This is a genomic window from Sphingomonas sp. GC_Shp_5 (assembly GCF_026540855.1).
Lineage (GTDB): Bacteria > Pseudomonadota > Alphaproteobacteria > Sphingomonadales > Sphingomonadaceae > Sphingomonas.
On record NZ_JALNUP010000017.1, the window covers coordinates 56,915 to 75,641 of the forward strand.

The window sequence follows — 18,727 nt, forward strand, 5'->3', positions numbered from 1 at the left end:
ATCATCCGACGCAGGTGAGGCATGACCGACACCCCCGCTACCCCCAAGGCCTTCATTTCCTATTCGTGGAGCACGCTCGATCACCAGCAGTGGGTGATCGACCTGGCAAGCCGCCTCATCGAGGACGGCGTCGAGGTCGAACTCGACAAATGGGACCTGAAGGAAGGCGGGGACAAATTCGCCTTCATGGAGCGAATGGTCACCGATCCGACCGTCACCAAGGTGCTGATCGTGTGCGATCGGATCTACAAGGAAAAAGCCGACGGCCGCGAGGGTGGCGTGGGTACGGAATCGACAATCCTGACGCCTGAGCTTTACGGCAAGAAATCGCCGAACAAGTTCGCGGCACTCGTGGTCGAGAAGGACGAGGATGGTGAAGCCTTCACGCCAGCCTTCTGGGCCGGCCGCATCTATATCGACTTCACCGACCCGTCGCATTTCGAAGACCGTTACGAACAATTGCTCCGCTGGAGCCTGGACAAGCCGCTTCACGTCAAACCGCGCCTCGGCAAGGTCCCTGATTTCATCACGGCTCCGGCGCTGCACGCCAGTGCAACGCTCTCGCGCTTCAAGCGCACCGATGCCGCGCTCCGTGAGGGCAAGCCCAATGCGCCCGGCCTGATCATCGAATATGGCGAGAGCCTTGTGGCGGAATTGCGCCGTCACACCCCAAAATATGACGAGCACCCGTTTGCTGACGAGGCCGTCATTGCCTGCATCGAGGCGGTGCGCCCCTATGGCCGCCAGCTTGCGGAGCTGGAGGCCTCTGTAATCCGCTACGCCGATGGATCGTTCGACCGGCTGATCGCGCTGCATGAGCAGTTGGGTCGCCTGATGTATCGCGATGACAGTCTGACGCAATGGCGTGAAAGCGACTATGATCCGTTCGAATTCTTCGCATACGAAGCATTTCTGCGCTTCGTCGCGACGTTGCTCGACGCCGGCCGATACGATCTTGTCGGCAGGGCACTTGACCACGCCTATTTCATCGACGAACCCAATCGGGGTGGACGCCCCTCCACCGCCAGCTACGCGATTTTCGGTCGGTATGTGAAGGTCTTCGAGGCGCGAAAGAACCGCCTCAGATCGGATCGCATCGACCCGATGGCCGACATGGTGTTCGAAGGCAATCAGATGGCAGTCCCCTCCTTCGAGCAAATCATGGAGGCAGATTTCCTGTTGGCCGTCCGCAGCCAGATGGCCGGCCAGGCGGGCCGGTTTGAACGGTGGTATCCCAGGACTTTGATCTATGCGTCGCGTTCCTGGAAAGCCTTCCCGCTCTTCGCTCGCTCGGAATCGGCAGCTTTCTTTGCACGCTGGTCCACCGATATCCTCCAAGGGGTTTCGATCGAGGCATTCAAGCAGGGGATTGCGACGATGGAACAAGGCATGGGCGCCTTCGCCAACTATAATGGGCTCGGCGCGCCCCTGCTTGCGAACGTCGAGTTCATCGGCACCAAGCCCTGAACATCGCATCGGAACAATAAGCGGACCCTGTGGCACGGCCCGACCGCCAGCCCGAAGGCGGTCGCGAAGATCAAACCGGTCGCCGACTAGCGATACGATCGGCGACGACCCTGGGTGCTGCTGACCAGCAGCGGGGAAAGGCGAGCGCCGCGACGGAGACTCCGGCTCACGGAGGCGAATTTCGCGATCTAGCGGAACCGACCACCGACTACCGGATCGATCGTCGAGTGAGGCAGGTCGGCAATGGCCGACACGATCTCGAACGACGCCATTTCACGACAGAAAGCGGGCTTCTGCCCCTTAACACGGGAGGGCTGACTGGCGGCTATTGGGACCATACAAAAGCGCCGTAGACGACCGATCTTGGGCGCCTAGCCGCCGATCGCCGAAAGCTGAATGAAGGGCAGCTCACCGACTCCGGCGTCTCCAAACCGGACGGGCCGTTCTCCACCAGAGTTTCGGATGCCGGCAGGCGTACGAAAGTCTTGGAAGCCCGAACCCGCGGGCCGCAGGCAGTTCGCTATGGGGTTTGCGGTTTCCGGCCTGCTGCGATGGCCGGCGACATGGCGGAGGCAGGCGCGATCCCGAATGCGGACGGGCCGGTTTCAGCTGGGCGAGACGGGTTCGCCAGTGCGGGTGGCTGGGGCTCTGCTTGTTGTGATTGCCCCTCTGGCGGCGGTCGGCGCAGATGACATCGTTTCCGCAAGCACCGGCGCTGCGGGGTATGTTGCCCTCGGGCCGTGCCAGGTCACGACGCCTGCGTCCCGGATAGAAGAGCATGGGCCGGTGGCGCGCGAGGCTGACACTGGCGTTCAAAGGTTACATCACCTCAACCGTGCCCCGCACGTCCTCCCGCGCAGCGGGTTCGTGCATCCACCAGAACTAACCGTTGGAATGAATGCCGCCCTGTAAGGAAGAGAATGTCTACCGTTGCATTCGGACTGCTTACGAGCTGCGCGCCAAGCGGCTCGAGTACGCAAGCGACCGTCCAAGTGCGCCCAGAGCCAAATCGAAAGTGGGCACCGCAGTGGGCATGCACGTCGATCTCAGAGCTTTTCTCAATGAAATCAACGATGCCTGGCGGAGACGGAGGGATTCGAACCCTCGGTAGGAGTAATCCCCCTACGGCGGTTTAGCAAACCGCTGGTTTCAGCCGCTCACCCACGTCTCCGGCTGCAGCAACGGCAGTTTCCCTAGGGGTTCGACCCAAACCCGTCAATTCCAAACGCGCAGAACGCGCGAGTTACCGCGGTTGCCGTCGACACAGTCGATGGCACAATCTGTTCCGCGCCCGTTCCGGAGCCGCCCGGCACGTTTGAGGGCACGTCGAGCACGCGGCCCCCCGCCCCCCAACGACAGAGCTGATTGCTCCCCGGCGCTCGACTGAGCGCCTCACCGATTCACGTAGCGCGCGGCTGACGAACACCGATTCAGCCGGCGCTTTCGTGCGCCCATCGACTTCCCACCCGGGAGCCGACACGATGTCGCTTACCTTCTCGTCCACGCCCACCGTCCGCTCGTTCGGCAACATCGCGGAACGCGTCGCCAACGCCGCCCTCCGCCCTCGCGGCCCCGACCGGAAGGTCCGGGCCGGCTGCGTCGACGAGAACGATCCGAAAGCAAAGCCGTGGGACCGCAACCGCTTCAGCTCGGTCAAGGAACGGATCGCGACGACGGAGGCCCTGGTGAAGGTCGCCGAGCAGCTTCATGCCGAGACGATTGCGAAGTTCCCGCGCGGCCGAGTGAAGCAGCTTAAGCGACAACGAGCATTGCTCTGGCTTGAGCTGGACGAATTGATGCGCGCAGACGCGTCGGTCAGGCCAGTCGGAAGGCCGGCCACCATCCGGATCCAGCTCGATAAAATCGATGCGCTGCTCCAGGAGCATGCGATGGCGATCACCAGGTCCGACGTCGTCATCTACGGGTCGATCTTCGACTTCCTGTGCTTCAACAACACGGGCCGGTGGTTCCCATCCTGGGAGCGGGTCGCCACCGCCGCGCGCTGCTGCGTGCGCACAGTCGGCCGAGCCATGAAGCGCTTCGAACATCATGGCCTGCTCGCTTGGGTTAGTCGGAGTCGGGTCGAGCAAGGCGCACCTGGGGAGGCAGCCCAGCGCGGCCAGACCAGCCACGCCTACTTTCTCGACCTGCGCAAGAAGATGGCTGAGCGCCTCTATCATCGCTTCGTCCAGTTGCGCGACAAGCGGCTGAAGCGCATGACCGTCCAGTCGAACAGTCCCCCACCGCCCCCGGCGGCGCCCCCGCCTGGCAACCGACACGTCTCCGAACAGCGGCAGGCTATCAGCGACCTCGGAAGGTCTCTGTCCCTCCGGGACGGACATCTTGGCCGAGTATGAAGCATCTAGGTTCATAGAGGAAAAGGAAGCGTCCTCGCTGAACGCGAGGTCGGACAGATTTGATATCCCCCAAAGGCGAAACCGAGCGCCCTTCTTCACCCGATAGCCAAGACCCGGCTGTCGGAACGTGGCGGCTTGCGCCGCCCCGCGGCTGCCTGGTGGGGGAGTGTCGGCGGATTGCACCCCACTCCCCCGGCGTCGCGCCAGCGGCGACGGCTTCAACAACCCGCATCTTTTTAGTCCGGAACAGCTCGCAGTGCGCACGCAGCCACTACGCGGTGTCCGGCCCGATCGGCCGCCGAGTTTCGACCCCCGCCCGGTCAGGCTGCGGCCGTCGGCGCCGCCGCCGGCGGGACCAGCTCGTCCGCCCAGGCCTGGAACAGCTGGGCGCGGCGGGCGAGCTGCTCGCTGCGGTCATAGGCCGCGGCGACCTTGTCCTTCGGCGCATGGGCGAGCGCGCGATCGATGGCGGTGTGGTCGCCGGAACAGCGCTCGTTGAGGATCGTCGCGAAGGTCGCGCGCCAGCCGTGCGGCACGTGGCGGCCGGCGAAGCCGGCGCGATCGTAGAGGCAGCCGATCGCCGCCTCGCCGATCTGCCCGCCGGTGCGGCCGGGGAAGATCAGGTCTTTAACTTTTCCGTCGCCCTCATCTGAGACGCCAGAAGTTAAAGCGCGAGCGACGCGCAGCAGCTCCACCGCCTGGCGCGACAGCGGCACCGAGTGATCGTTGCGCGCCTCGAGCTTCTTCGCCGCGGCGAGCTTCATGCGCGCGGCCGGGATCCGCCATAGCGGCGCGGCACCGTCGAGATCCTCGATCTCCTCCCACCGCGCGCCACGGACGGCCGCCAGGCGCACCGCGGTTAACGCCAGGAATCGCGATGCGAGCTTCACCGCCGGCGCGGCGTCGACCAGCTCGGCCGCAGCGAGCAGCTCGCGCGCGCCGTCAATCTCGAGCAGCGCCGGGTGGTGGCGCGCCGGCGCCGGCGGCATCAGCGCTCGGCCGACGATCGCGGCAGGATCCTGGTCGACCAGGTTCTCGGCCATCGCGAAGCCGAACACGGCCGAGATCCGCTGGCGGACACGGCGCGCCGTCTCCAGGCTGCCACGCTCCTCGATGACGCGCAGCGCGCTCAGCACCACAGGCACGGTGATCGCCTTGATCGGCATGGCGCCGATCGCCGGGAAGATGTCGCGCTCGAGGCTGGCGAGAACATCGCCGGCGTGCACGGCGGTCCAGCGCCGGCGCATGTGAGTATGCCAGCGCCGGGCGATCGCGTCGAAGTGAACTTGCGCAACTTCACGATCCGACACCTTGCGCGGATCCTCGCCGCGATAGAGCCGTTCGCGCACTTCGTCGCATCGGGCCCGGGCGACGTCCAACGACACTTCGGGAACGGTGCCGAAGGTGAGCAGCTGCTCCTTGCCCTCCCACCGGAAGCGCATGCGGAACGACTTGCGACCGTTCGGCGCGACGTAGAGGTGCAGGCCGCCCAAGTCGGCGAGCTTGTAAGCGGCCGCGCGCGGCCGCGCGGCTTTCACCGCGGCGTTGGTCAGCATATCAGTCCTTAAGGAACAGGGGGAAAAGATGGATTGGTTGACCGCTCACCAAGCTCAGCTCTGGAGCTTAGGGACTGTAGTGTTCGCAGCGATTGTCGCCCGCGCGATGCGGTTGCGTCCGAGGCTTCGTTATAGCGTCGGCCATTCCTGGAACATGATCGTCGACGAGCCGCTGCTTGACCCGGAGGGACAACAGATCGCTCCGAAGCAGGTCGTTCGAACTGCATCAATCACCGTCGGCAACTCAGGGCTGCAGGCGGCGAAAGCGGTTGAGATTGCGTTCAATTGGAAGCCGCCAATTTTCAACGTTTGGCCGGGACGGAATTACGAAGAACTACCGAGCAGCCAAGGCCGCTTCTCACTGCGCTTCGGCAGTCTAGCCCCCGCGGAACAGATCACGATCCACATCATGTCGATCAACCAGGATCTACCGCTGATTGCGGCCGTCCGCTCCGAGGATAGCGTGGGAAAGCCCGTCACGATGGCACCGCAACGCGTCTGGCCGGCGTGGGTCGGAGGAGTGACGATCGTTCTCCTACTCTTGGGAGCTGCAGCGGCCGTTTACCTCTCGGCATCCCTTCTGCAGGTAATCGGAAACAGCGACCTCCCCCGGATCAGCGCCGCCGCGCGCGCCGGCGCATAGTCCAAGGCGGAGGGGCCCTCCGCCCTCGTCCACGCAAACACCCGGAAAACTGCGCCCTTTGGGCCGTCGGCCGGTGTGTGATACCCCGACCGGTACCCCTGCTCAGCGCGGCTTGTTGCGGATGATCAGCTCGGTGACCTTCGCGCCGGCGCCGGTCGCCTTGGTACCCAGCGTCCAGGTGGTGTCGGCCTCCTGGATGTCGAACCGGGCAAACGCCTTCCGAACGAACGGCGTGTCGTTGATCGAGATGATGAAGTCGCCGGCGATCGCCGCCAGCTGATCGGCCATGGCCAAATAATCAGCTCGGCCGAACTCGACACCGTAGCCGGTGGTCTCGTCATAGGGCGGATCGAGGTAGAAGAGCGCGCCGGCGCGATCGTAGCGGCGGATCACCTCCGCATAGGGCAGCTGCTCGATCTGGACCGGCTCGAGACGCCTGCTGAGCAGCTTCAGCTCCCCGCGAAGCTTGGCCAGGTTGAAGCGCGACGGCACGCCGGCGCTCACTCCATAGGTCCGGCCGATCACCTTGCCGCCGAACGTCAGGCGCTGGAGGTACAGGAAACGGACGGCGCGCTCGATATCGGTGAGCGTGGTCGGATCCACGCGCTTCTGCCGGTCGAACTCCTCACGGCTGGCGCATAGCCAGCGCAGCTCGTCGACGAACGGCTCGTAATGCCGGCGCACGACGCGGAACAGATTGGCGACGTCGCCGGACAGGTCGTTGATCACTTCGACGCTCGGCCGGCGCGATCGGCGCAAGAAGACGCCGCCCATGCCGACGAAGGGCTCGATGTAGGATTTATGCGGTATCTCATCGATGATCGCGCAGAGACGCGCGACCAGGTTCCGCTTGCCGCCCATATACGGAGCGACGGGGCGGGATACGGGTGAAGGGTGCATGCTTGGAGTTGGCCTTCATGACGAGGCACGGGCTACGCGCGCCATGATGGCCGCCGATCGACGCGATCGGCGGAGCCCCGGCCGGTCGGCCGCGGGATGGTGGAGGCGGCGATCGCCGCGAAACTGGTGGAGAGAAGCACTGCGCGGCTGCCCGACCCGACCGGGTGGTTAGCCGCGCAGGCTCCCAGGGAACTACGCCTCGCGTATTTCCCCGAAGGGTCTTCTATTCCGCGGGCCACCCGGCGAACCGGAACCCGGGAGCTACCGCGCGCGCGGGCCTGTCCTTGCGGCTAAGCTCGGGAGGCGCGGCTGCTATGCCACGACGATCGACGTGGAGAAAGCCTTAGGCCGGTGCGTATTCCCGCACGATCACGGCAGCCATGCAGGCATGCCCGCTCTGCACGCCGTTCACCGCAACGTCGTACCAGCTCCAATAGATCTGCCCGTTGGGCGCCGGCCGCAGCTTCGGGAAGACGAGCTTGCGATTGGTGTTGCGGCCGACGTCCAGGATCTGTGATCCCACTATGTTGCCGGGGTCCCCGACGTCGAATTGCGTATAGCTGCCATCCTGCTGCCGGCTTCCATAGAACTCGAAGTCGAAGGCGTAGCTGGTCTCGAGCCCGGCGATGGCGTCGTTGATCGGATATCCCGCCAGGTTCGTGTGGTTGGACTGGATCACCTGGTAAGGTGCGTTGCCGCTGCTGGTGGGGTCGGGCAGCTGGCCGTAGCCATTCGCATCAGACAAATTGCCGGTGCGGCCCTGGATAACCCAGGGCAGCGCGTTGTTCTGGTCCCCGTCGCGCAGAACCGTGGTGGTCGACTGCTGGTTGTGAAACCACTCGTTCCAGCTCGGCACCGGATTGCCGGGACTGTCCTGGTCGCAGTTGATCTTGCAGACGCGCCCGGTCGCGACCCAGCTGCCATTCGGCGCCGGCGCCGGCATGCGGGTCTGTGACGGCGTCGGCGTCGGCATCGGCGTAGGGGTTGGCGTCGGAGTCGGCGTGGGTGTTGGCGTAGGGGCGGGCGTGGCAGGCAACGTCAGCGCGATGTCGGCGATCGCCGCCGCCCGTAGGGAGGTGGTTTGATAGGCATGATAGAGCGGCAGGTTCTGCTCGATCAGCCCACCGGCGAGCTGCTGCTTGATCGCCGCGGCGATGCGGGTTTCCAGCGACGCGAGATCCTGGGCGCCTTCCCGGTACAGGGTCATGACTTTGCATCCATCGTTGAAGCGATATCGGTCATCACCTGCGCCCGCACGGTGGCGGTGTGATAGGCTTGGTAGAGCGGAGCGTCCTGCTCGATCAGGCCGCCAACAAGCTGAGCCTTGATTGCGGCAGCGGTGCTCGTCTCCAATGAGGCGAGATCCAGCACGTCCTGCTTGTAGAGCGTCATCGGATCACCTCCAGAATCAGCACACCACCGTCACGCCCCAGGCCAGGTCCTCCTGGCCCGACGTCGGCGCGGTAAATTCCACGCGCGCGACCGTGCGCAGGGTGCCGCCCCGAAGCCAGAAGGTCATGAGCCCGTCTTTGTGGTCGATCCGATCCACGATCAGCGCGGGGTCGGAGCTCGTCGCCTCGATCTTGCCGACGATCTCCTGCCCATCGAGATCGGGAGTCCAGTCCAGCTGATAGCGACGCTCCTCACTTGGGTGTTTGACGATCGACATGCTGGCCCCTCTACAGAAGACAAAGCGACGCTGCCGCGCCGGGACGATGAACAGACGCTGCCGGACCGGAACGGCGAAGCAATTGTACGGCGGCACGGCGACCGGCGTGGCAGTGCCGCCGAGCTGCAGCGTTGCGGAACGAAGCGTAAGCGTGAAGCCGCCCGGCTCCGCCACCAGGCGGAGACCGAGACGGAGCGTGGCAGGCTGGCCAGTATGAGCGAGGTCCGTTCCGCCGGCCGGGAGCCGCAGAGCGCGCAGCGGCCGAGCACCACGGCCGACCAGTGCAAAGGCGCCGGCAGCCGCGCCGAGCGTGAGGCTGCGCAGCTGGCCGAAGGCGGCGGCAATGCCGGTGACGGCGAACGCACCTGGCGCGGCGATCAGTCGCCGGCGCAATCGCAGCATCGCGGGCTGACCGGCATAGATCAGGGCGCCGGTGCCGGCATCCAGCGCCAGCCGGTCGGACCGCGCGAGCGTCACGCCCTGCCCGGCGAGCTGGAGGGCACCGGGCTCGGCGACAACGCGGCGCGAGTTGAGCAGCGAGGCCGGCTGGCCGCCGACAGCGAAGCTCGCCGCTTGCGCCGGCAGCGAGAAGCCGTGGAGCAGGTTTGCCCCCTGCCCCTGCAGCACGAGCGCCGCAGGCTCTGCGAGGATTCGGCGCGAGGTCGCGACACGCGCCGCCTGGCCGTTGACGATCAGGGCGCCAGGTGCTGCCGGCAACGTGTGGCCGAGCAGCAGGTTAGCGGTGCGGCCGGTGATAATGATCGCGCCGGATCCAGCCGCGAGCGTCGGCCCGCCGCTGTCTATGACGGTCGGCGCCGCGGTCTTGTAGGTGGCGCCGCTGGCGATCTTAGCCTGCTGGCCCCACTTCCACATGGTGCCCTGGGTGATGCGGTCCCAGGTGTCGCCGGCGCCGAAGATCGCCGGAATGATCGCGAATTCGCAGTAAGCGCCGCCGAACGACGTCGGGCCGTCACCCTTCTTGCCGCCGATCTGCAAGCCGATGCCGAACAGCGAGGTGCCGAAGTTGAAGCCCTGATTGTTCCCGACACCGATCAGGACCCCGTTGAAGTAGATCCGCGAGTTAACGCCGTTATATTCGATGACGAGGATGTTCAGCGAGCCCAGAGGGTTCGCGACGCCCTGCGGGATCTGGACGCTAGTGCCTGGTCCGATCACGTACAGCGGGGTGTTGCCGCCATAGACGCCGAACAGCGTCTGGTTGGAGCTGCCGTTGCCGTTGCTGTGATCGAGAACGACTTCATAAGCCGAACGTCCAGCCGCAGGCTCCTGCCAGACGTAAATGCCTGTTGCCGGCTGCGCGACGCCGAAGGCGGTTGCCGTCGCGATGAGGTCAAACCGGCTGGTCGAGAAGGTCAGCGCCGGCAGCGCGCCGTTGAAGCCCGCCGGATCGTACAGCGGCGCCGTGGCAGCGGAATATGGTACCAGCGGCGCCAGGCGAGCGGCATCCGTGCCCTTGAACGCCCAGGAGGTCAGCCGCTTGGTGGTCGCGTCATAGCTGACCGTGGCGGCATCCTGCATGTCCGCCCAGCCCAGAGGCTTGGTTGGCGCATCGTTCAGCGTCCAGGAGCGCAGTGCCGCCACGTCGGGTTACGCCTGCGCCTGGTCGGCGCTGCCGGTCTTGCCGCCCAAGGCACGGGCGATCAGCGCGCGCTCCTGGTCGAGATCGAACATGCCCAGCTCGGCCGCGCGGATCTCGGTGTCGAGACCGGCGATCCGCGCCTGCGCCTCACGGGCAATCTCGTCGCGCTGCTCGCGCAGCGGCCCCGAGGCGACCAGCATGGCATCGCGCTGCTCGCCCAGCTCGGCGAAGCGTGCGCGCAGGTTTTCAGGGGTGAGGTCCATCTATCGTCTCCGGATCAAGCGAGGGTGAGGACGCCAGCGGCGTCGTCGAAGTCGACGGTGAGGGTCTCACCGCTGGCGAGGGTGAAGCTGGCGCCATAGTCCCACCAGCCGATCAGGCCGCCGGAGGTCGCATTGTAGAGCACCGCGTAGCGCGCCGGGCCGATCGGGCCGCCCTGTGCGGTGATCACGGTATCGGCGAGCGTCAGCTTGTAAGTGCCCGCGACCTGCGCCGAGGAGTTGACCGTCGCCTGAGCGCCGCCAGCGACATAGCCGTTACCGGCCGCGATCTCGGTGATGTCGGCCTTAACCGCGTTGGTGGCGACGGGCGCGACGTTGCTCAGCATCACCTTGAGCGTATCGCTCTGGAGGTTGTGCTGCTTCTCGGCCAGCGCCTCGACAAAGGCCTGGAACTTGTTGAACGCTGCCATCAGGCATCTCCTTCAGGATAGTGGAAGTCGCCTTTGCCCTCGACTGTTTCGAGGAAGGCATAGGCGGTAGTTTGCAGATCGAACTTGGGACTAATCCTGCGGCGGGCGGACGTCGGTTCTTCGCCCGGCATTTGCACGCGGACGGACCATTGCTTCCCGTCGAGCGATACGAAGGCCCGCCCGCCGAAGGGCACGCGCGGAGGTTGCTTGCCCACCAGACGGCCGATCCAGCCCACTATTTGAACCCCAGCAGCTTGAGCAGCGCTGTCGCGATCGTCAGCAGCGAGGTCTGCTTCACCTGGGCGACCACCTCCTCGACGACCATGCCGGCGAACTGCTCGACGTCGTCGACGATCGCCTTGAGTCCGCCCTTTGCGGCCTCGGCGATGATCACCGGCTTGATGGCGGCGATGACGTCAGCCTTCTTGTCGGCGCCCGACTTCTTGGTGCTCTCGGCCGCGGCGACCGCGGCGATCGCGGCGTCGCCGATCGGGTTGCCCTTCTGCGCAACCGCGGCAACCGCGCGGGTGAGCGCCGTGGCGGCCACTGCGATAACGTCCTTGGTGGTGATGGTGAGGCCGAGGATCTTCATGAGTGTTCTCCGTTTGGGAAGGGATCAAGCGAGAAGGGTTTTCATCGCGGCCAGGCGCGCTTTCCGATCGTCGAGACCATTGGTGCCGCCGTTGATCGCGCGGGTGAGCCCGACGACGTCGTCGCGATCGGCAAAGGCGTTGAGGTTGTGGTCCGCCCAGTAGCCACACGAGACCATCATCCCGATCGACGGCACCGATGCGAGATCGGGGCGCCCCTCGAGATCGATGCCGAACAGCCGGCCGTACTTGCGGTAGTTGGCGCGGCCCGTAACCTGAATCGGGCCGCGGCCTTTGTAGCGGACGCCGTCGCCGCGCTGGGTGTTGCCGAGATCCTTGCGACCCTCGTAGGCGGCTCCGGAGGCATATTCCTCCATCGCGCGGAAGCCGTCGCTCTCATGGCCGACCTGCGCCATGGCGTGGGCAAGCCGCCCGGTGCTGTCGAGGATCCCCGCGGTTCGGAAGTGGACCGCGGCAGCGATCCCCAGCTCGGCAGCGACCGCGGCAGGTGCACCAGCTTTCACGAACAGGGCGGTCATGGTGACGAAGCCGAGCCCACCGTCAGGCGCGACTCCGACCCGCCGTTGCAGCTTGGCAACGTCGATCATGGTAATGACATCCTCGGTTGATCTGTTAGGCGGCAGCCAGGGCGCTCACGCAGGGTGAGCGCCTCGGCGCCCCGTCATCCCAAACGCTGGCGGGGCGCGTTCCAGCCAGATTCAGCGTCGCCGCGGCGCGCAGCGCGCCATGGCCGTGATGCGGTTGAGCTTCCGCCAGACCCTGGCGGGCAGCCGCTGATGCAGGACGTTGACCAGCAGCGAGCCCTTGTAGACCAGCAGCGCCAGGCCGAGCGCGGCGCCGGCCGCGGTCGCGCCCGGCGGGGATGCCTCTTCGAGATGCCAGGCGAGCAGGAAGCGGCTGCCGAGGAAGATCAGCACTGAGGCAAAGCAGAAGAACACGGTCAACAGCCAGCGCGGCGCCTGCGGATAGTTGGCGACCTTTGGCTCGAGCAGGAAATGGCGAACGAGCCCAAAGCCTCCAGCCAGCACCAGCGAGACCCCTGCGACGAGGGAGTTCGAGATGGTCATTTTGCACCTCCAATGAGAGCCCGGAACAGGTTGGCGATGTACTCGACCACGAGCGGGGCGAGCGTCTTGACCAGCGGCTGGGCTACCGGGTTGACCAGCAGGCCGATGGTGAATGCGAGAGGGCGGCCGTCCGGCTTCACCATCCACGGCAGGTGCGCACCAATGACGCCCACCAGCGGATCTGCGACAAGCGCGCCCACCACCAGCGCCATGGCGAAGATCGGCAGCGCATCGCCATCCTTGGCCTTCCGCGCTGCCAGGAACATCGGGAAGGCATAGAGCAGCGCTCCGACACCCCCGAACACGTACAGGATCAGGTCGTTCACTTGCCCCTCCCGGGTATGTTGTTGTTGTTGGCAGGAGCGCGACGATGCCGCTCCCGCGGGTGCCGGACCCGCGGAGCTTCTCCCGCACGTCATGCGGCTTTCAGCCGATGAAGTTGGCCTGGAGCCCGTCGATGTAGAAGGTCATCGGCGGGATGCTCTGGCAGTCGATCGCGATCATCCAGTGCGTCGCCCATTGCGGCGACTTGTCCGACTGATCCTCGTTGTCGGAGGGCGGCTGGTAGAGCGAGTTGAAGGTCCGCTTCACCCACTCCATGCTGCCCTTGAACAGCACCGGGATGCCGGACTCGCCCTTGAACTGCGCCCGATCGGAAAGGATCGGCCGGCCGAGCGCGTCGGTGCCGATCTGCTGCACCCAGAAGTACCGGAAGTAGATCGGCACTCCGTTGGGGAACTTGGGCCCGCCCGTTTCCGGGTCGATCGCCTCGGTGAACGCAGGGTCGGTAATGTCGTTCGGGAACAGGAACTGCATCCGCCCCAGGATATTACCCCGTGTAGGGATCGGGATTAGTATCTGGATCTGGTTGAGGACGTTGTTGTCGTAGTGGCCGTTCTTATCGACGCGCAGCGACCTGGTGCCGGTGTGGTGATAGTCCGAGCTGATGCTGAGCTTGGTCTCGGTGCTGTTCCACTGGTCGACCATGCCGCCCGTGTAGGGCAGGTTGAACAGGCCGCCCTGGAGCATGATGCCGCTGCCGGCGCGCTGGTTGACGAAGTAGACCTCGCCGTTGGGATGCCCCTCGAACAGCCCGGCGCCACCGAGCAGATCCTGCTGCCGCGACTCGGTGAGCAGCTCGAGGCCGATGTTCGGGTTGCCGTTGTTGATGAAACCGAAGGTTTCCATCCGGCCGGGCCCAACGGCAGCCAGCCCAGATTTCGAACTCATGTTATAGATCTGGGTGCTGTGGAACTCGATCGAGGCCGACGAGGTGTCGAGCTTGGCTTGCGGGTGGAGCACGCTGTCCACGTTGCCCGCGAACAGCACGAACGACGCCTCGTAGATCACCCGGCCGGTGGTGCAGTGCCACACCGGATCGTTGGCGGGCAGGTACTGCTCATGCCGGGTGCCGATCAGCCGGATCAGGCCGGCGTTGTCGACGCACAGGCCCTTGCCGGAATAGTCGGTGGCGGTGCCGAACAGCGTGATTTCCGCCGCGCCCGGATTGTTGAAGATGTAGTTGCCGGCCGCGGCCACACCGCCGAAGAACTTGATGTTCTCGCCGGCATTGTACGAGCCCTCGGCGAAGTACATGCCGCGGCCCTCCGACAGCATGTAGCAGTGGTAATAGTGGAGCAGGTAAGCGCCGTCTGACCACTCGGCCGCGCTATCCCAGCCGTAGGTGCGGATCTGCTCCCAATCCTGAAGATCGCCGTCGAGGCTGACGAACGACTTCCACAGCCCGCAGGTGAGACCAACCCAATCCTTGCCGGACTGCAAAGGCCCCAGCAGGTTGGCGCGCCGGAACCGCTTGGCCATGAAGTTGTGATCGGGCGTGCGATCGCGATTGTTGAGGATCGCGCAATTGGGCACGAACGGCATGATATCGAGCCGGGTGAGGTGGACGTTCATGTACCCGCCGCCCTTGAAGATGATGAACCCGGGCTGCGGATTGTCGATGTTGATGTCGAACTGGCCCTTGAACGGCGCCGGCGTGCCGACCGGATCGTCCTTGTCGAACGCCATGTTGAGCTGGAGGTAGCGCGCCGTCGCCGGCCATTGGCCGCGATCGGGACCATATTGGTTGCTGAAGCTCACATAGGCGTAGGGCGGATTGACGTTGCCGTGATCGTAGCTGACGCCGCGGGTGATCGTGCCCTCGACATAGACCCGGTAGCGGCCCTTCGGCGGATTGATCGGGTGACCGAACGCATAATAGGGGCCGATGCCGGCGCGAGTGCCATCATTGATGTCAGTGCCGATGGCAGCTCCTTTGTCGAAGGTCGCATAGGTGATGTCACCCTTGCTCTCGTCATAGGCGGTGGAGTTGGTCCAGCCCTCGGCCGAGTGGAAATCCCAATTGTCGAACATGTGCTGGGTGGTCGTCTTGGCGCGCATGTCGCTCCAGTCGAGCGTGGCGTGCGACGCATCGACATCCGACCGCCCGGCGCACCAGTCCAACGCCACCTGGCTTTCCGGATCCGCGTTGCACATCTTGTAGTGCGCGGTGCCTGGGCAGAGGAAGTCGCCGATCTGGTCGACCATCGTCTGCCAGGCGAGGAAGTCCATCTCCTGCGCCAGGCTGACGGCGAAGGGATAGAGCTTCTGGCAGTCGGCCAGGGTGGCGAAGTAATTTCGCGCGGTATGCGACTGGCCATCGCCGATCGCGCCGAAATGCTCGGGGCCGAGGATGAGGGTGCCCAAGCGCGCGGCGATCGCCTGCGGCGACGGCACCAGCGTCTGATAGCCGGCGTCATCGGTGAATGGATAATTGCCGTCATTGTTTGGGCCGCCCTTCGGCGTACCGGTCGCCCAGGCGATGGTCTGCCGGCGGAGGTTCTTATCGCGGCCGACCGCATCGGCCAGGCGCGCCAGGATCTCCGCCGAAAGGGCGGTGGGGGTGTCGTCAGCCATCAGCGAGATCCTTGAAAGATGGACATCAGGATGTTGGTGGCGCGCGAGCCGGAGGTGTAGCTGCCCTGGAGGCCGCTGTAGCCCTGCGCGGTGACCTTCACCGAAACCTTGCCCGACGCCATGATCGGGATGCGGAAGCCAACCGGCAGGATCCAGTAGGCACTGGCACCCTTCACGACGATGCCCTGGTTCGTCTGTCGCACGAGCTGGTAGCCCGATCCCGTATCGACATAGGCCCGGATCGTTGCCGCGGTGTCTTCGTGCGCGCTGCTGTCCTGCACGAAGTTGATATCGACCGTTGCCTTGCCGTCGACGGCGTCGCCGACCTGGAATGTCGCCTCGGCCACGGTTGATTCAGCCGCGACGATCGCCAGGTCGGGGAAGCTCATGCTCAAGATGCCGGTGATGTTGTCGGCCTTGATGTGCTTGGTCGTCACCGTGTCGGCGAACAGGTTGCGCACATAGAGGTTGTCGGCGAGCTGCCAGACGCCATCGGCGTAATATAGCGCCTTGATCGGCGATCCGCCGCCATTGCGATCAACGAACTCCAGCTCGTCGGCCACCATGGAGATCCGTGACAGCCGCTGCGCACCATCGGCGGTGATCGCGAAGGCGCCGAACACGCCATCGGCATCGGTGCGCAGGATCGCCTTGCTATAGGCCGATCCGTCGTTGACCAGCGCCTCCATGAGCAGCTGCACGGTCGCGCTGGTGTCGCCCTGCGCGGCCGACACCTCGGTCATGAACTGCGCCAGCGACTTGCCGGGTGCGACCATCACCTTGGTGGCATCGAGGACGAAGGCCGTGCCGTCCGGCGCCTGGGCGCCGAGCAGGCTGAATTTATAGGCGTTGGCGTCGTTGACCCCGAGCTGCTGCCCCTTGAAGTCGAGGAAGGCGATCGAGACCGGCTGACCGTTCACCGATGCCATCGCCTGCAGCGCCTGGTTCAGCTCGTCGCCATTGAGGATCGCGGCCAGCAGTGCCTGGACATTGATGTCGACGCTGGCAACGATCTCTTCAGCGGGACGACCTGCAACCTTGGTGCCCGCCGGCGCGCCTGCCGTAGCGCCGGGCTCGGCCGGCTTCAGATCCTCGAGCGGCGTGCCGTCATCATAGGTGATGTCGCCGGCGCCGATCGGCGGATTGAGCTCCTTCCAGAACGCAGCATCGTTGCCTGGGACGTGCCCGGCCGCGGCGGCCGTGTTGACGTAAAGCCAGCGCGAGCCGTTCGGCAGGGAAACGATGTTGCCCTCACGATAGGTGGTGACGGCGTTGTAGGCGCCGACGTCGACGAGGGTGGCCGTGAAGGCGATGTCGGCAAGCGCATGGACCGTCCACGCCCGCTCGGCGCCAATCGCCAGCTTCTGCCAGGGAGCAGCGTTCTCGATCTGCTCCACCGACCGCACCGGCGGCAAGGTGGAACCGTCCGCGCTTAGGGTGACCCGGGACGGCGCGAGGCCGACCGGCAGCACGAACAGCTTGCCGAGCCACGACACGCCGGCAACCGCGTTGACGCTGGCAGCGAGCCGCTGGATCAGGTCGCGCGCGGTGGTTTGCTCGTCGACGTAGATCGACAGGTTATAGGGCCGCGCGACATCGAGGGCGTTGAGGCTGACATCATCGATACGGCCGGCACCGCCTGAAAGGGTCGCCAGCCGACGGATGAGCTGTCCCGGCCTACGCGCCCAGCCATCGGTGCCGGCGACATCGCCCTGCACCAGGAAGCTGATGGTGCCGGAAGGAGGAGCGCCGAACCGCACCAGCCCGGCTGCGCGAGCGGTGGCCCACTTGCCCGCAGGGATGGCGGCGGCGACCAGCTCGGCATAACCGGCCCGATCACCGACAGGCGGGTCGAACCGCGCCAGCTTCTCGAGCGCCGCCTCGACACCCTTGATCGCGCCGTAGGCGGAGATCTGGAAGACGCTGTTGACGCTGTCGATCAGCTTGCCCGACACGTAGCGCGGCGCGCCGAGCGCCAGCGGCTTGGCCTGGCCCTTGAGATCGGCTGGTCCTTCGATCCCGGTGGTGCCGGCATAGGTGGCGAGCAGCGCGGCATCGAGCCAGCTATCGTCGACGCCGAAGTCGATCGAGGCGACGCCGGCGGCGAGCTGGGGCTGGCTGGAGATCCGGCCATCGACGCGCTGGGTCCATGCCGCCCAGGCGGCACCAAGCTCACCGGTCCACAACTGGATGCGCGCGTTAGCGAGAGCATAGCGGCCGAAGTCCGGCCATTGCTCGGTCTGGAGCGATAGCGACGAGGTCGGCGAGGTGATCTGCGCCGAGAAGGAGCCGTCGAACAGATCGTAGCGAAGCGTCGGCAGCTTGGCGATCGCCGGCCACCACAGCATCTCGCCGAGGTGGCAGACCCGCGGATCGTCATGGCTGGCAGCGCGCAGGGTCACCGGCAGCCCGCCGATCGGATCATAGCCGTCGATCTGGATGACAACGGCCATCAGAACAGGCTCACCAGATTGACCTTGGCTTCCCATGCCGCCGCGTTGCGCCGGGTGTTGGCAAGGTCGCCGACCAGCGGACCGAAATAGCAGCGGTTCTGCCGCTGCGGATCCTCGGCCGGGTCGACCACCAAGCCGATCATCTCGGTATTGCCGATCCGCTCCAGCAGCGGCTTGGTGATCGCCTCGACCTCATCCTTGCGGATGTTGGAAAAGGTCAGCGTCAGCGTGCGCAGCTTGGCGGCGCGCCGGCGCAGCAACACGCCGCGAGGCGAGAAGTCGAGGCTGCCGAGATCACGGACGCCGAAGCTGCCGCCATTGCCGTAGTTGCGCTCGAGCTGGATCCGCTTGCCGATCACGAGCCGGCCGACCGCCGCCTGGCCGCCACCAAGGCCGGCGAAGCGCAGACGGACATAGCGGCTCACCGGGATGCCACCGGCCGGGGCCTGCCAGAGTGCGATACCGCGGCCGTTCACCGGCATCACCGAGCCCGCGAGCAGCGGTGCCGCGGCGCCGGCGTAGGAGGTCGAGCCGAAGCCCGCGCCCTGCGCCGCGGTGGCAGCCGTCACCTGCAGCGTCGTCGCCGCGGGCGCGCCGTCGCATCCGAACAGCAGCAGGCTGTCCACATTGGTGTCGGCGCCGAGATCAATGATCAGGTCGGCGGTAGCGCCGGCGACGCTCTTCCAGATCACGCCGGCATAATCGTTCAACACATAGCCTGGCTGGTAGCCAGGCGCAGTGCTGCTCGCCGTCACCGTGCCCGGCAGCGGCAGAAGGATCCACGCATTGCCCATCGA

Annotated in this window: 18 protein-coding genes and 1 tRNA gene; 3 read left to right on the forward strand and 16 right to left on the reverse strand. The window is 65.6% G+C overall.

Annotation, left to right across the window (positions count from 1 at the left end; genetic code table 11):
- Positions 1-21: 21 nt before the first annotated feature.
- Positions 22-1,467: an SEFIR domain-containing protein gene (locus OXR60_RS13955; RefSeq protein WP_267396530.1), complete on the forward strand. Its 1,446-nt coding sequence runs from the start codon at positions 22-24 to the stop codon at positions 1,465-1,467.
- A 1,078-nt stretch (positions 1,468-2,545) separates the two neighbouring features.
- Here the strand turns inward: OXR60_RS13955 and OXR60_RS13960 are convergent.
- A tRNA-Ser gene (locus OXR60_RS13960) sits at positions 2,546-2,638 on the reverse strand.
- Positions 2,639-2,948: 310 nt separating this feature from the next.
- Between OXR60_RS13960 and OXR60_RS13965 the strand changes: the two genes are divergently transcribed.
- Positions 2,949-3,824, forward strand: coding sequence for a hypothetical protein (locus tag OXR60_RS13965; protein WP_267396531.1), 876 nt, complete (start codon positions 2,949-2,951; stop codon positions 3,822-3,824).
- 320 nt (positions 3,825-4,144) lie between these two features.
- Here the strand turns inward: OXR60_RS13965 and OXR60_RS13970 are convergent, their stop codons facing one another.
- Positions 4,145-5,380, reverse strand: a complete 1,236-nt coding sequence (locus OXR60_RS13970; protein ID WP_267396533.1) for an integrase arm-type DNA-binding domain-containing protein — start codon at positions 5,378-5,380, stop codon at positions 4,145-4,147.
- A 28-nt stretch (positions 5,381-5,408) separates the two neighbouring features.
- On the opposite strand from OXR60_RS13970, the gene OXR60_RS13975 reads away from it, so the two are divergent.
- On the forward strand, positions 5,409-6,023 hold the full coding sequence (locus OXR60_RS13975) for a hypothetical protein (RefSeq protein ID WP_267396534.1): 615 nt from the start codon (positions 5,409-5,411) through the stop codon (positions 6,021-6,023).
- A gap of 102 nt (positions 6,024-6,125) precedes the next feature.
- Here OXR60_RS13975 and OXR60_RS13980 read toward each other — a convergent pair whose 3' ends face one another.
- The 14 genes from OXR60_RS13980 to OXR60_RS14045 form a co-directional block, all read right to left on the reverse strand.
- Positions 6,126-6,884: a DNA adenine methylase gene (locus OXR60_RS13980; protein ID WP_267396535.1), complete on the reverse strand. Its 759-nt coding sequence runs from the start codon at positions 6,882-6,884 to the stop codon at positions 6,126-6,128.
- Between the two features lie 382 nt (positions 6,885-7,266).
- On the reverse strand, positions 7,267-8,130 hold the full coding sequence (locus tag OXR60_RS13985) for a hypothetical protein (protein WP_267396537.1): 864 nt from the start codon (positions 8,128-8,130) through the stop codon (positions 7,267-7,269).
- On the reverse strand, positions 8,127-8,315 hold the full coding sequence (locus tag OXR60_RS13990; protein WP_267396539.1) for a hypothetical protein: 189 nt from the start codon (positions 8,313-8,315) through the stop codon (positions 8,127-8,129). Before OXR60_RS13990 ends, OXR60_RS13985 begins: the two co-directional genes overlap by 4 nt.
- Before the next feature lie 16 nt (positions 8,316-8,331).
- Positions 8,332-10,194, reverse strand: coding sequence for a hypothetical protein (locus OXR60_RS13995; RefSeq protein ID WP_267396541.1), 1,863 nt, complete (start codon positions 10,192-10,194; stop codon positions 8,332-8,334).
- A 6-nt stretch (positions 10,195-10,200) separates the two neighbouring features.
- A complete protein-coding gene (locus tag OXR60_RS14000; protein ID WP_267396542.1) occupies positions 10,201-10,455 on the reverse strand; it encodes a hypothetical protein in 255 nt (84 codons plus the stop codon).
- Positions 10,456-10,469: 14 nt separating this feature from the next.
- Positions 10,470-10,883, reverse strand: a complete 414-nt coding sequence (locus OXR60_RS14005) for a hypothetical protein (protein WP_267396544.1) — start codon at positions 10,881-10,883, stop codon at positions 10,470-10,472.
- Positions 10,883-11,119 (reverse strand): hypothetical protein, encoded by a 237-nt coding sequence (locus OXR60_RS14010; protein ID WP_267396546.1) that lies wholly within the window; start codon positions 11,117-11,119, stop codon positions 10,883-10,885. The genes OXR60_RS14005 and OXR60_RS14010 overlap by 1 nt, the downstream gene beginning before the upstream one ends.
- Positions 11,119-11,475: a hypothetical protein gene (locus tag OXR60_RS14015; protein WP_267396547.1), complete on the reverse strand. Its 357-nt coding sequence runs from the start codon at positions 11,473-11,475 to the stop codon at positions 11,119-11,121. Before OXR60_RS14015 ends, OXR60_RS14010 begins: the two co-directional genes overlap by 1 nt.
- Before the next feature lie 24 nt (positions 11,476-11,499).
- Positions 11,500-12,081 (reverse strand): glycoside hydrolase family 19 protein, encoded by a 582-nt coding sequence (locus OXR60_RS14020; RefSeq protein WP_267396548.1) that lies wholly within the window; start codon positions 12,079-12,081, stop codon positions 11,500-11,502.
- Positions 12,082-12,192: 111 nt separating this feature from the next.
- Positions 12,193-12,561 (reverse strand): hypothetical protein, encoded by a 369-nt coding sequence (locus OXR60_RS14025; RefSeq protein WP_267396549.1) that lies wholly within the window; start codon positions 12,559-12,561, stop codon positions 12,193-12,195.
- The gene (locus OXR60_RS14030) at positions 12,558-12,887 is read right to left on the reverse strand and encodes a hypothetical protein (RefSeq protein WP_267396550.1); all 330 of its coding nucleotides are present in this window, start codon (positions 12,885-12,887) and stop codon (positions 12,558-12,560) included. The genes OXR60_RS14025 and OXR60_RS14030 overlap by 4 nt, the downstream gene beginning before the upstream one ends.
- Positions 12,888-12,987: 100 nt before the next feature.
- Complete coding sequence (locus OXR60_RS14035) at positions 12,988-15,477, reverse strand: hypothetical protein (RefSeq protein ID WP_267396551.1); 2,490 nt, start codon at positions 15,475-15,477, stop codon at positions 12,988-12,990.
- Positions 15,477-17,930, reverse strand: a complete 2,454-nt coding sequence (locus OXR60_RS14040) for a hypothetical protein (RefSeq protein ID WP_267396552.1) — start codon at positions 17,928-17,930, stop codon at positions 15,477-15,479. Before OXR60_RS14040 ends, OXR60_RS14035 begins: the two co-directional genes overlap by 1 nt.
- Positions 17,930-18,724, reverse strand: a complete 795-nt coding sequence (locus OXR60_RS14045) for a hypothetical protein (RefSeq protein ID WP_267396553.1) — start codon at positions 18,722-18,724, stop codon at positions 17,930-17,932. Before OXR60_RS14045 ends, OXR60_RS14040 begins: the two co-directional genes overlap by 1 nt.
- Positions 18,725-18,727 lie beyond the last annotated feature (3 nt).